Source organism: Methylobacterium sp. SyP6R (assembly GCF_019216885.1).
Classification (GTDB): domain Bacteria; phylum Pseudomonadota; class Alphaproteobacteria; order Rhizobiales; family Beijerinckiaceae; genus Methylobacterium.
The window spans coordinates 1,458,061-1,470,311 of the sequence record NZ_JAAQRC020000001.1 but is presented as its reverse complement, the minus strand read 5'-3'; the positions used below and the strand labels follow the sequence as shown (position 1 = coordinate 1,470,311).

At 69.9% G+C, this 12,251-nt stretch carries 11 protein-coding genes and 2 tRNA genes; 3 read left to right on the top strand and 10 right to left on the bottom strand.

Going from position 1 to position 12,251, the window contains the following annotated elements; translation table 11 throughout:
* Positions 1–511 precede the first annotated feature (511 nt).
* Together HBB12_RS06730 and HBB12_RS06725 are read right to left on the bottom strand one after the other, a co-directional pair.
* A complete protein-coding gene (locus HBB12_RS06730; protein WP_236988634.1) occupies positions 512–1,165 on the bottom strand; it encodes a protein-L-isoaspartate O-methyltransferase family protein in 654 nt (217 codons plus the stop codon).
* Positions 1,166–1,325: 160 nt separating this feature from the next.
* Positions 1,326–1,399 (bottom strand) — tRNA-Cys (locus HBB12_RS06725).
* Positions 1,400–1,664: 265 nt separating this feature from the next.
* On the opposite strand from HBB12_RS06725, the gene HBB12_RS06720 reads away from it, so the two are divergent.
* Together HBB12_RS06720 and HBB12_RS06715 are read left to right on the top strand one after the other, a co-directional pair.
* Positions 1,665–1,740: transfer RNA gene (locus tag HBB12_RS06720), tRNA-Asn, on the top strand.
* A gap of 216 nt (positions 1,741–1,956) precedes the next feature.
* Complete coding sequence (locus tag HBB12_RS06715; protein WP_048431004.1) at positions 1,957–2,133, top strand: DUF1328 domain-containing protein; 177 nt, start codon at positions 1,957–1,959, stop codon at positions 2,131–2,133.
* Between the two features lie 137 nt (positions 2,134–2,270).
* Here the strand turns inward: HBB12_RS06715 and HBB12_RS06710 are convergent, their stop codons facing one another.
* Positions 2,271–2,507 carry a hypothetical protein gene (locus tag HBB12_RS06710; protein ID WP_236988633.1) on the bottom strand — a complete coding sequence of 79 codons (237 nt, stop codon included), beginning with the start codon at positions 2,505–2,507 and terminating at the stop codon, positions 2,271–2,273.
* Between the two features lie 711 nt (positions 2,508–3,218).
* Between HBB12_RS06710 and sseA the strand changes: the two genes are divergently transcribed.
* Positions 3,219–4,061, top strand: coding sequence for a 3-mercaptopyruvate sulfurtransferase (gene sseA, locus HBB12_RS06705; protein ID WP_236988632.1), 843 nt, complete (start codon positions 3,219–3,221; stop codon positions 4,059–4,061).
* Between the two features lie 49 nt (positions 4,062–4,110).
* Here sseA and HBB12_RS06700 read toward each other — a convergent pair whose 3' ends face one another.
* From HBB12_RS06700 to HBB12_RS06670, 7 genes are all read right to left on the bottom strand, one after another.
* On the bottom strand, positions 4,111–4,941 hold the full coding sequence (locus HBB12_RS06700) for an amino acid ABC transporter ATP-binding protein (RefSeq protein ID WP_236988631.1): 831 nt from the start codon (positions 4,939–4,941) through the stop codon (positions 4,111–4,113).
* A gap of 8 nt (positions 4,942–4,949) precedes the next feature.
* Positions 4,950–6,101, bottom strand: a complete 1,152-nt coding sequence (locus HBB12_RS06695; RefSeq protein ID WP_236988630.1) for an amino acid ABC transporter permease — start codon at positions 6,099–6,101, stop codon at positions 4,950–4,952.
* A 7-nt stretch (positions 6,102–6,108) separates the two neighbouring features.
* On the bottom strand, positions 6,109–7,320 hold the full coding sequence (locus HBB12_RS06690) for an amino acid ABC transporter permease (protein ID WP_236988629.1): 1,212 nt from the start codon (positions 7,318–7,320) through the stop codon (positions 6,109–6,111).
* A gap of 68 nt (positions 7,321–7,388) precedes the next feature.
* Entirely contained in the window at positions 7,389–8,411 is a 1,023-nt protein-coding gene (locus HBB12_RS06685) for an amino acid ABC transporter substrate-binding protein (RefSeq protein WP_236988628.1), read from the bottom strand.
* A 306-nt stretch (positions 8,412–8,717) separates the two neighbouring features.
* On the bottom strand, positions 8,718–10,421 hold the full coding sequence (locus HBB12_RS06680; RefSeq protein ID WP_236988627.1) for a right-handed parallel beta-helix repeat-containing protein: 1,704 nt from the start codon (positions 10,419–10,421) through the stop codon (positions 8,718–8,720).
* An 8-nt stretch (positions 10,422–10,429) separates the two neighbouring features.
* A complete protein-coding gene (locus HBB12_RS06675; RefSeq protein ID WP_236988626.1) occupies positions 10,430–11,134 on the bottom strand; it encodes a hypothetical protein in 705 nt (234 codons plus the stop codon).
* 96 nt (positions 11,135–11,230) lie between these two features.
* Complete coding sequence (locus HBB12_RS06670) at positions 11,231–12,250, bottom strand: phage late control D family protein (protein ID WP_236988625.1); 1,020 nt, start codon at positions 12,248–12,250, stop codon at positions 11,231–11,233.
* Position 12,251 lies beyond the last annotated feature (1 nt).

Here is a 12,251-nt window from a genome sequence, read left to right as displayed (position 1 = left end):
GCGGCTAGCTCACAATCGACCGGTTCTTCACCGCGGGCGGCGGAGCCGGCTCGTCATATCGCTGTGCCCACCTCGAGCGTGACATTAGCCGAGGGTTCCGCCGGGAGCACGGCCCCCGCGCTGTGGATCACCGAGTTTGACCGGCGGTGCCGCATAAAAGCGACAGGTGTCGCAGGGGCAATCGCGGGCGGCGGGCCGGCGATTCGCGGCTTTCCCGTGCGGGACGGGGGCGGTGCGTGCGCACCCTGCAAATGATTGGTAAACGAAGTGCTTTCGCGCGCCGCCGGGCCCGCGGGCGGTGCCTCGGCCAGCCGGCCTAACCCGCGGATCGGGCGCAGGATCCGGGTCGGCGGGGCGGACGGGACGGCCTGCCCGGATGGGGCAGCAAGAAAAATCCGCGTCCGGGACCCCGGCCGGAGCCGCCGGCGGGCGCCTCCGATCGGCGGATGCGCCACCCTCTTCCGGCGGTGGCATCGCGAGGCGGGCGCGGGACCGGCCCGCGCCCGGGTGCTCAGAACGCGAAGCCGGCCTCGGCCGCGAAGGCGCGGAGCGGCGGCAGGGTGGCGTCGAAGAGCGGGCGCGAGCCGAAGGCGTCGCCGGAGCGCACCCATAGGGTGGCCTTGGCCGGACGGCCCTGGCCCTGGACGCAGGCGAGGCGCCCGCCATCGGCGAGCTGGTCCAGCAGGCCTTGCGGGCGCTGCTCGACCTGGCCCTCGACCAGGATCGCGTCGTAGGGGGCGTGGCCGGGCGCGCCCTTGTCGAGCGGGCCGACCTCGACGGTCACGCCGTCGCCCAGCCGCTCGCGCGCCGAAGCGGCGAGGCCGGGGAGCGATTCGAGGGCGACGACCTCGACGCCGAGGCGGCGCAGGAGGGCGGCGGCGTAGCCCAGCCCGGTGCCGACCTCGAGGACGCGCTGGCCGGGCTTGAGGGCGAGCGCCTGGATCAGGCGCGCCAGCACCATCGGGGCCGGCATGAAGCGGGTCTCGCCCTCCTCCGTTCCGACCGCCTGGGGCTGGTCGATATAGGCGAAGGCTTCCCGGTCCGCCGGCATGAACCGCTCGCGCGGGACGGCGTCGAACGCGTCGAGGAGCGCGATGTCGGTCACGTCGAACGTCCGGAGCTGGCAATCGACCATGAGGCGGCGCGCTTGCGCGTAGTCGAGCATGAACGTCTCTGGAGAGCTTGAGCGACGGCCAAGCCGCGACGGTCAAGCCGCCGGGCGACGCGGTTGTGGTGGATCGCCGGCCAAAAGGCAAGGATACGAAAAAGCCCGGTCTCGCAGGCGAGCGCCGGGCCGATCTGCATCGCAATCAGGAGAAGAAGGGTGGAGGCCTCGCCCGGAATCGAACCGGGGTGCAAGGATTTGCAGTCCTCTGCGTAACCACTCCGCCACGAGGCCATCCGGGCCGGCTCACAGCCGGCGATCGGGCGGGCCGGGCTTCTGGAAAGCACCGGCTGCGCCGTCTCCCCGGCGTCGGGCGGACAACCCGGGGACGAGGGGGTCATTAGCAGAGCCCGCCCCGGCTCCGCAACAGGGTTCGGACGGCAAAACCGCGCTCGAGGGGGGTGAAATGAGCCGGCTCGCGAAAATCCCGCCCGCACGGAAAATCCCACCGAAAATCCCTTGCGCACCCTCCCCGCCTTGGGTAGAGGTCCCGCCGCGATCCCCGATAGCTCAGTTGGTAGAGCAGGCGACTGTTAATCGCCTTGTCGCAGGTTCGAGTCCTGCTCGGGGAGCCACTCCCTTCCGCACAGCGTTGCACCCGCACGCCCGCCGCCCGTCCCGGGCCGGCGCGGCTTCCGCGTTGGTGGGTCCCACGGCTGGCCACCGTCTTTCATCCGAAAAAATCGACGGAACCTGTCGCCCGGTCCGATGGTTTCTCGTTCAACTTGCTGCAACGCTTCTCTGCACGACGCTGTGAAGCAATCCAGCAGCCTTCGATACGGGAGTTTCCAATGATCGGCTGGGCTATCACCTTCCTCGTCGTCGCCCTCGTCGCGGCTCTGCTGGGCTTCGGCGGCATCGCCGGCACCGCCATGGAGGCGGCCAAGATCGTGTTCTTCGTGGCGATCGTGCTGTTCGCCGTCTCGGCGATCTTCGGCCTGATGCGCGGCCGCTCGCCCCGAATCTGACGTGAGCCGGTCAGGCGGGCCTCCTCGGCCCGCCTCCCCGGACCAGGGCGGCCCCGCGGGGGCCGCCTTTTTTCTTGGGCGCATGATTTTCCATGGGCGCATGGTCTGCCGGCCCGCGTCCGCGAACCTCCCGGGGCTCAGCCCTCGGCCGCGCGCCGCATCCCCTCGGACGGCGCCGAGGCCATCCGTGCCCGGCGCGGCACCAGCCGGTGCACCGTCGCCAAGGGCAGGGGTGCGGCAGGCGCGGGGCGCGAGGCCGCCGCGCGGGCGGCGCGCAGATCGGCGAGGAGGATCGCCGCGGCGAGATAGCCGAGCGAGGACACCTCGATCCTGTCGGGACGGATCGGCCATTCGAAGCGGGCCGTGGCGGTCATGCACACCCTCCCTGTCATGCTTGTGCTCGCAGCCGAGGCGGCCGCCCCGTGGCGTCCGGACGGGTCCGCGCACGGCCCCGATCGGTCCCCCGCCGCGGGCGGGCGGGCCAGGCAGCCCTCGGAGTCTCACCGCCTGGCCCGTCGACCACGCCCGGCCGTGCAAGGGAGAGTGGACACGGCGGGTGCAGTGAGGAATATCCTGCAAACGCCGTGCCAGAGCGGATGCGAACGCGTCGCAGGAGGCGGGATGCGCGGGTGAGCATCGGGATCCGGCTTCTCCCAGGTTCAAGACGCCCTCGTTCTAGGCAGGCCGTGCCGCCGGCTCGATAGCATTTGCTAAGCAGATTTCGCAAAAGCGGCTGCCGGCTTTGCGGAAAAAATCTGCGATAAAACAAGGATCTGAGCGGACGAAGCGTTGGCCTGCCAACGCAAGTCTGCTCAAGGATGGGCATCTCATCCGGTATCCGACCGATCGCTTCGCCACGTGGTTCGCCAGGCGGAGGGCGGCTTGTGCCCGGGCGTGGGCAGCCCTCGGCTCCACCGCGCGGGGTCGTGGCATGCGTTCCGGATGGCACCGTCCGGAACGCATGTCGGCCCGGGGGATCGCGCCCTGGCGAGAATCGCCGCCGGACGGGTGGCGGCGGCGCCCGGAAATCGGGCACAATGCCCGCGACGGGCCATCGTGCCCCCTTTTTTCGGAGACGGACAGGCATGTCGATCGGCCCCTTCGTGACGACGGACTGGCTCGCAGAGCGGCTCGCGGCGCCCGACATCGTCGTGGTCGACGGGTCCTGGTACCTGCCGGCGATGGGCCGGGACGCCGAGGCCGAGTTCCGCGCCGGCCACATTCCGGGGGCTTTGCGCTTCGACATCGACGGGGTGCGCGACGAGGCGAGCGCCCTGCCCCATATGCTGCCGTCGCCGGAAGCCTTCGCCTCGCGGATGCGCCAGATGGGCATCGGCGACGGCATGACGGTGGTGGTCTATGACGGCATGGGCCTGTTCTCGGCCCCGCGGGTGCGCTGGACCCTGAAGGCGTTCGGCGCCCGCGACGTCGCGGTCCTGGAAGGCGGCTACCCGGCCTGGATCGCCGGCGGGTATCCGGTCGAGGAGGGCGAGGCCCGTCCGCGCGACCGGCGCCACTTCACCGCCCGCCTCGACCACTCGGCGGTCGCCAACGTGGGCGACGTGCAGCGGGCCCTCGCCGGCCAGGCCCAGGTGGTCGATGCGCGCTCCGCTGCCCGCTTTGCCGGCGAGGAGCCCGAGCCCCGCCCCGGCGTGCGCCCCGGCCACATGCCCGGCGCCCTGAACCTGCATTACGCCGCGCTCCAGGAGAACGGCCGGCTCAAGGACGAGGCGCGTTTGCGCGAGGCGGTGGCGCAGGCGGGTATCGCCCTCGATCGCCCGGTCGTCACCACCTGCGGCTCCGGCGTCACCGCGGCGATCGTCGGCATCGCCCTCGAGAGCCTCGGCCGCCCGCCCCGCGCCCTCTACGACGGATCGTGGTCGGAATGGGGCGCGCGGGAGGATCTGCCGGTCGCGACCGGGCGGTAGGCTCGGCGGCAATCCCGCTCTCGCCCGGCCCGCAGGCCGGGCGGCACGCTCAATGCAGGATCTGGCTCAGGAACAGCCGGGTCCGCTCGTGCTCGGGCGCGCGGAAGAACGCCTCGGGGGTGTTCGATTCGACGATCTGGCCCTCGTCCATGAAGATCACCCGGTCGGCGACCTGGCGGGCAAAGCCCATCTCGTGGGTGACGCAGAGCATCGTCATGCCCTCGTCGGCCAGGCCCACCATCGTGTCGAGCACCTCCTTGACCATCTCGGGGTCGAGCGCCGAGGTCGGCTCGTCGAACAGCATGATCTTGGGCGCCATGCACAAGGAGCGGGCGATCGCCACCCGCTGCTGCTGGCCGCCGGAGAGCTGGCCCGGATATTTGTGCGCCTGATTGGGGATCTTCACCCGGGTCAGGTACTTCATCGCGACCGCCTCGGCCTCGGCCTTCGGCATCTTCTTCACCCAGATCGGCGCCAGCGTGCAGTTCTCCAGCACGGTCAGGTGCGGGAACAGGTTGAAGTGCTGGAACACCATGCCGACCTCGCGGCGGATCTCGTCGATCTTCTTGAGGTCGTTGGTCAGCTCGATCCCGTCGACGACGATGCGGCCGGCCTGGTGCTCCTCCAGGCGGTTGATGCAGCGGATCATCGTCGACTTGCCGGAGCCCGAGGGGCCGCAGATCACGATCCGCTCGCCCTTGCGCACGCTGAGGTCGATGTCGCGCAGGACGTGGAAGGCGCCGTACCATTTGTTGACCCGCTCCAGCGACACCGCGGTCGGCGCGCTGGCCAGCCGCGTCGCCGAGGTGTTGCGGGGGCTGAGATCCGGGTCGGTCCCGGGCAAGGAAACGGGGGCTGTCGGGACGGGGGAGGAAGCCATCGGAAATCTCACCGTGTCTGGCCGGCCGCGAGCCGCCGTTCCATGAAGCGGGCGTAGCGCGACATGCCGAAGCAGAAGACGAAGTAGAACAGGGCTGCGAAGGCGTAGCCGGTCATCACCACCGTCGGCGCCGCCCAGGCGGGATCGACCCGGGCCGATTCGATCGTGCGGATGAAGTCGAAGATGCCGACGATCGAGACGAGGCTCGTGTCCTTGAACAGCGCGATGAAGCTGTTGACGATGCCCGGGATCACGATGCGCAGGGCCTGGGGCAGGATGATCAGGCGCATCCGGTGCCAGGGGCTCAAGCCCAGCGACATCGCTCCCTCGGTCTGGCCGCGGGGAATGGCCTGGAGGCCGCCGCGCACCGTCTCGGCCATGTAGGCGGCGGAGAACAGCGCGATGCCGACCAGCGGCCGTACCAGCCGGTCCACCGTCACGTCGCCGGGCAGGAACAGCGGCAGCATCACGTTGGCCATGAACAGCACGGTGATGAGCGGCACGCCGCGCCAGAACTCGATGAAGACGACGCAGAACAGCCGTACGATCGGCAGCCGCGAGCGCCGCCCGAGCGCCAGCAGGATCCCGAGCGGCAGCGAGGCGACGATGCCGACGAGCGACACGATCAAGGTCACCAGCATGCCGCCCCACAAGGCCGTCGGCACCGACGCCAGCCCCAGGCTCGGCACCCCGGCGAGGAGCGCGTAGGAGACTACGGGGAAGATCACGAAGAAGTAGAGCGCCCCCCATGCCCGCTTGGGCGCGTCGAGCCACAGCATCCACGCGACGCCGAACGCCATCAGGGCGAAGAAGACGTTGGGCCGCCAGCGCTCCTCGATCGGGTACGAGCCGTAGATGAAGTAGTTGATCTTGCTCGCGACGAAGGCCCAGCAGGCGCCGACCGGGCGGCCCAGCACCTCCGGCCGGCAGGCGTCGCGGTTCTCCCCGGTCCAGACCGCGTCGATCACGAGGAAGCGCAGGAGCGGCGGGACCACGAGCGCGATGACGGCCAAAGCCGCCAGCGTCATCACGGCGTTGGCCGGGCTCGAAAAAAGGTTCTGGCGCAGCCAGGCGAGCGGCCCGGCGACCAGGGCGGGCGGGGCGGAGGGAGGAATCGCCTCGCGGCGGACGAAGGTGAGGGTTGGGGATCCGGCGCTCATCGGGGGCTCACCGCTCGATCAGCGCGACGCGCCGGTTGTAGAGGTTCATCACGAAGGCCGTGACGAGGCTGATCGTCAGGTAGACCGCCATGGTGATCGCCACCACTTCCACTGCCTGTCCGGTCTGGTTCAGCACCGTGCCCATGAAGACCTGGACGAGGTCCGGATAGCCGATGGCCACCGCCAGCGACGAGTTCTTGGTGAGGTTGAGGTACTGGCTGGTCAGCGGCGGCACGATCACCCGCATCGCCTGCGGGATCACCACCAGCCGCATCGTCGGGCCGGGCTGCAGGCCGAGCGCCCGGGCGGCCTCGGTCTGGCCCTTGTTGACCGCCTGGATGCCGGCCCGCACCACCTCGGCGATGAAGGCGGCGGTGTAGACCGTGAGCCCGAGGACGAGCGCGACGAATTCGGGATAGAGCTGCATCCCGCCGCGCAGGTTGAAGGTGCCCTTCACCGGAAAATCGAGCGCCACCGGCGCGACGCCGATCAGCGCCAGCACCCCGTAGGTGAGGAGCGGCAGGCCGAGGATCAGCCCCGAGCCCACCGCCAGCACCGGCAGGCGCCGGCCGGTCCGCGCCTGCTCGCGCTTGGCGCGGGCCCGGAACACCAGGGTGCCGACGATTCCGACGACGAGGGCGATCGGCAGCGCCCAGGCATCGGCCGCGAGCAACGGCTTGGGCAGGAACAGGCCGCGCTGGTTGAGGAAGATGGAGGTGCCGAGCGCGTAGGAATCGCGAGCAGCCGGCAGGCTTGCCAGCACCGCGACGTACCAGAACAGCAATTGCAGCAGCAGCGGGATGTTGCGCAGGATCTCGACATAGACGGTCGCCAGCGTCCGCACGATCCAGTTCGGCGACAGCCGCGCCACGCCGACCGTGAAGCCGAGGATCGTCGCCAGCACGATGCCGATCGCCGCCACCATCAGGGTGTTGGTGAGTCCGACCAGGAACGCGGTGCCGTAGGTGGACGTCGCGGCGGCGAAGGGGATCATCGTCTGGTTGACGTCGAACCCGGCGGTGTTGTTGAGGAAGCCGAAGCCCGAGGCGACGCGGGCGTTGCGCAGGTTCTCGGCGGCGTTGCCGATCGCGATCCAGGCCACCCCCCCGACCGCGACGAGCAGCAGGATCTGGTAGGCCGCCGCGCGGACGCGCGGATCGTAGAGGGGCGAGACCCGGGGTGGAGCGGACGGCGCATCGGCCGGAAGCTGCGTCGGCAAGGGCGTTGTGCTCGCGTCTATGCTTCGGGGGACGGCGCCCGGGCTCCCGGGCGCCGCACGTCACGATGTCAGCGGATCGGCGGGCCGTATTGCAGGCCGCCCTTCGACCACAGGGCGTTGAGGCCGCGCTGGATCTTCAAGGGCGAACCCTGGCCGACATTGCGCTCGAACACCTCGCCGTAATTGCCGACGAGCTTGATGATCCGGTAGGCCCAGTCGTTGGTCAGCCCGAGATCGGCGCCGTACTTGCCCTCGGTGCCGAGGATGCGCTTGATGTCCGGGTTGTCGGTGGACTTCGCCATCTGGTCGACGTTGCCTTGCGTGATGCCGGCCTCCTCGGCGTTCAGCATGGCGTAATGGGTCCAGCGGACGATGTCGGCCCATTGGGCGTCGCCCTGGCGGACCGCCGGGGCGAGCGGCTCCTTCGAGATGATCTCCGGAAGCACGATGTTGTCGTCGGGGGCCGAGGCGCGCAGGCGCTCGGCGTAGAGGCCCGAGGCGTCGGTGGTGAAGGCGTCGCAGCGGCCGGAATCGTAGGCCTTGAAGGTCTCGTCGGCGCTGGCGAAGGCCACCACCTCGTACTTCATCTTGTTGGCGCGGAAGTAGTCGGCCAGGTTCAGCTCGGTAGTGGTGCCCTGCTGGGTGCAGACCGAGGCGCCGTCGAGCTGCTTGGCCGAGGTGACGCCGAGCTTCTTCTTCACCATGAAGCCCTGGCCGTCGTAGAAGTTGACGGCCGGGAAGTCGAGGCCGAGCGCCGTATCGCGCGACATCGACCAGGTGGTGTTGCGCGACAGGACGTCGACCTCGCCCGACTGGAGCGCCGTGAAGCGGTCCTTGGCCGAGAGCGGGATGAAGCGGACCTTCGTGACGTCGTTGAAGATCGCCGCGGACAAGGCCCGGCAGAAATCGACGTCGAGTCCGGTCCAGCGGCCCTGCGCGTCCGGCACGCCGAAGCCGGCCAGGCCCGGGTTGGAGCCGCAGGAGATGTAGCCCTTCTGCTTGATGCTGTTCAGCGTCCCTTGGGCCTGGGCGGCGCCCGCCAGCAGGGTGGCGCCGAGCCCGAAGGCCAGGGCGGCGACGATTTTCTTCATGCGGTGTGCGTCTCCCGTTCCGGTTGCGACCCCGCGGCCGCCGCCCGTCTGCTCAAGCATGGACCCTGCCTAAGCAAGAGGCATTCCAAGCGAAGCGGGCTGCCCGGTCAAGGGGTTGGCTCGTGCGACGAACAGATGAGACGGGGCGGTCTGCAGGGTTGTTGCAGCTGCAAGCTCTCATGTAGCGCGCAAATTCGAATGGCACGGCGCGCAGGTTCGAATGTCATCAGTTTGCTGATGTCGACCACCCGCCTCTACGCGCGCCGTGCCCCCTCCCTGTCGGCAAGGTCACGTGGCGGCCGGCGGTCATTGTATGGTGATGAGCCGCGCAGTGAACGTGCCCGCCGGGACGGTGGTGTTCGAACCGCTGCACGCGACATCCACGGTCGTGAACACGATGTTATTGTCCGCGCTGACCTCGGCGGACGCCCGCAGGCCGGACGGGAGCGCGCTGCCGTCGGCGCCGGTGAACGTGACCCCCACCACCGTATCGCGCCGGCGCATGGCCCCGGCCACCGTGATCCCGAGCGGCCCGCGGGAACTGCATGAGGCGTGGGTGTAGGGTGACGAGGTCCCCGAGATCAACATGCCGGGCGAGCCCCACCGCTCGCCGCCGCCCTTCCGGGGAAGCGGGATCGCCCCGAAATCGTTGCCCGTCAGGGAGACGGTCAGGTCGGGCGCGAGGCTCTGCTGCGTGTAGGGCAGCTTCAGGGCCGAGCCGTCGCCGCTTGTCGAAACGACAACGTTGTTGGCGATTAGAGAACCGGCTGCGTTGTGTATGCTGGAGTCGTACATCGCGATGATGCCATCCGATGGGACCTGCATACCCAGCCGGCTGAACCGGCTGTTGATCACGCGCGAGTTCTGACCACCGACGGAAACGCCGCCACCTCCCGCGTCATCGCACCGGGCGCCGTCGATGACCGTCTCAGACCCCCACATCTCGAAGCAACTGGCGGAGGTGGCGTCGGCATCATAGCCTGACGCTGCCGTTCGGCCGCCGGTGGCCCTTACGCCGAGAAATCGGTGCCGTGTCGTGCCCGCGCCCTGCGCGCTCACGTAGGCGGCACCAAACGACCAGCCGACGACAGATGTGCGCACATAGGTGAAATCGACGCCGTCGGCCAGGAACCCGGCGCCGGTACACGCCACGTCCTCAAACAGGAAACGCTCCGGCAGCCCTGCTGTGGCCGAGGCGTTCATGCACTGCACCCGCTGGCCGAGCGGGATGACCGCCCCGGCGACGTTGAGAGGCGTGGACGCCCGCACGTTCCGGCCGCCGCGATAGCTGATGTCGCTGCCGCCGTTAACGTCGAGGCCGACGACCGGCCAGCCGATCAGATTGACATCCGTGAGACGGATTTGCCTCGCGTTGCGGAGCACGAGGATGCCGCCGCTCAGGCTCGCCGCCCGGTTGCCGGCATAGTCGAGGGTGAGGCCGCGCAACTCGATGTCGCCGCTCTCCAGGGCGCGCATCATGCCATCGCCGGTCCCCTGGCCTGTGATGCGGAGGATCGTGCTGCCGGAGCCCTGTCCGACCACGGACTGGTTCGAGCGGAGCGTCGCGTAGCCGGCTGGCGGCACCTGGTACACGCCGGCCTGGAACACGACGATCCGGGCGCCGGTCGCCTGGGCCGCCGCGAAGCGCCCCGCGTCGGTGGCCGCGTCGCCGCTCGGCGGCGGCATGTAGACGGTGCTCAGTCCCAGCCCGTAGCTCGGAGCCAGGAGCCTGGAAACGCTGCCCACGGGGGCGGCCGCCGACGGCGTCGCCGTCATGCCGGACGCATCGCCTGCGAAGACCGGCGCGGTGGCAGTGCCACTGAACACCGGGTCCTTTATCGGCGCCTTGGCGTCGAGGATCGTCCGGATCGCGGTGCCGCCGACGGTCAGGCCGTCGGCTTGACCTGTCGATCCGGGCGGCAGCGGCATCGGGGCCACGACACCCTGAGCGAGCACGATCGCTGGCACCAGCGCCGTGCTCGCAGCAATGATCAGGCGGAAGAGACGCACGGGAAACCTCACTGAGCGATAAGAACGGGGCCGCCAACGCTCTGGCGAAACGCCCTGCCCGCGCGGACGGGAGCGGGGCCGACGCCGTCCCAGACCGGCAGGGTGGCGACAAAGGCGAGCCACGCGGCCTCCATGGCCTGCGCGAACTCGGGGTCGCCCGGCACCAGGGGCAGGCCGAGGGCGGTCCGCACCTCGGTAGGTGTGCCCGCACCCGTTCCCCCTTGGGAGATCGATAGGGGCGTGGTGAGGCCCGAAAGGCGGGTGATGTCCGCGTTGTCCCCGGCCGCAGCCTTCCCGGCCAGTTCGCCTGCGGCGGCACGGGTCTGGATCGCCGCCCGCAGCAGCACCACCGCCGCGTCGAGCGCCGCCGACACCTTCGCCAGCGTGTTCCGGTCGGGACCGACATCGCCCAGCACGGCCCGATGGAACAGGTCGACCAGGTCCGTTTCGCCGAGGAACTCGACCAGCTCGCCGACCGTGAAATCGTGCTCCCGGGCGCCGCGAATGGCGGTGACGCGGTCAGTCGCCACGACGGCGCCGGGCACCACGACCGGTCCAGTTGGCGTGCCGTCCCGCACGATCGTCCCGGCCAGCAGGTCCAGCTCGGCCTCTTCCGGCGTCAGCGCGATCGTAGCGGCAGCCGGGTCGCGACGGTAGCCCGCCACCCAGGGCCCGGCCTGCGCGGTGAACCGGTAGAGCTGCTTGGTGCTCACGACAGCCCCCGGGTCAGGAGAACGCGGACGGCCCCGGAAGGGCCGCCTCGGGATAGCCGGAGCACGGATCGCCTGCGCCGCTGAAACGATTCAGCGTCACTTGCCCTTCTCCCCCTTCTTGTCGTTGCCGGCCGTGACGTGGACGGTGGTGAGGAACCCGCCGTCCGCCCGCACGGTCTTGTCGACGCTCTCGGCCTTCCAGCTCCCGTCGATCAGCGGGCCGAAACCCGAACTGGTCACCGGGGCCTCGGCCCTGGCATGCGGCAGGCCCGGGCTCTCGAAGTAGCCGCCGCCACTGCGGTTGTCGGAGGCGTAGACTTCCGCTTCGGCTGCGGCCTTGGCATCGGCCTCGCTGCGGTAGGGGTGGGGCAGGATGCGGATCGGACCCTGGCGGTTGGCGGAGGTCTTGGTCAGCTTCCGCTTGCCAGTCTTCTCGTCGTACCACGCCGCCGCGACGCTGCCGACCTCCGGGCGCGGCTCGACCTCGATCTCGTAGCCGAAGTTCCGTCGCCGACGGATCAGGATCGGCGCGAAGGCGGTGCCGGCGCCGTTCTTGCCCCCGCCGCGCTTAATCGCCACCAGCTTTCCGCCGGCCGGCTTCACCGTCGCGCCGATCTCCTCGCTGATCTCGGTGGCGAAGTCGATCAGCGACTGATCCCAGCGCAGCCGGTAGGCGAGCTTGATCTTGGCGAGATCCGGATCGACCTGGCTGCCGAGGCCGGCTTCACCCGCCAGCTTCTTCATCAGGTCGCCGTAGGTGGTGGCATCGTAGTGCTTGCGGCCCGACGCCTTGAGCTTGTCGACGAAGTCGGCCGAGCGGAAGGTCAGGTCCATCGTCTCGCCCTGCTCGGGATCGCCCGACAGGGTGGCCTTCTGGAACGTGTACTGGCCCTGGTCCACCAGGCCTTCGTCGGCCCAGCCCATCAGCACGGTGTAGGTGTCGCCGCGCTTCGGCAGCGCGACCCGGGCGGGCGGGCCGACGCACTTGATGCGGGCGCTGTCGCTCTCCTTGCCGGCCTTGTCGGTGACGGAGACCTCCAGCCACAGGCCCGACAGCGCCGGCAGCACGTTGAACCCGCGGCCGTTGCGAACCTCGAGGAGCGGACGGCGCCACATG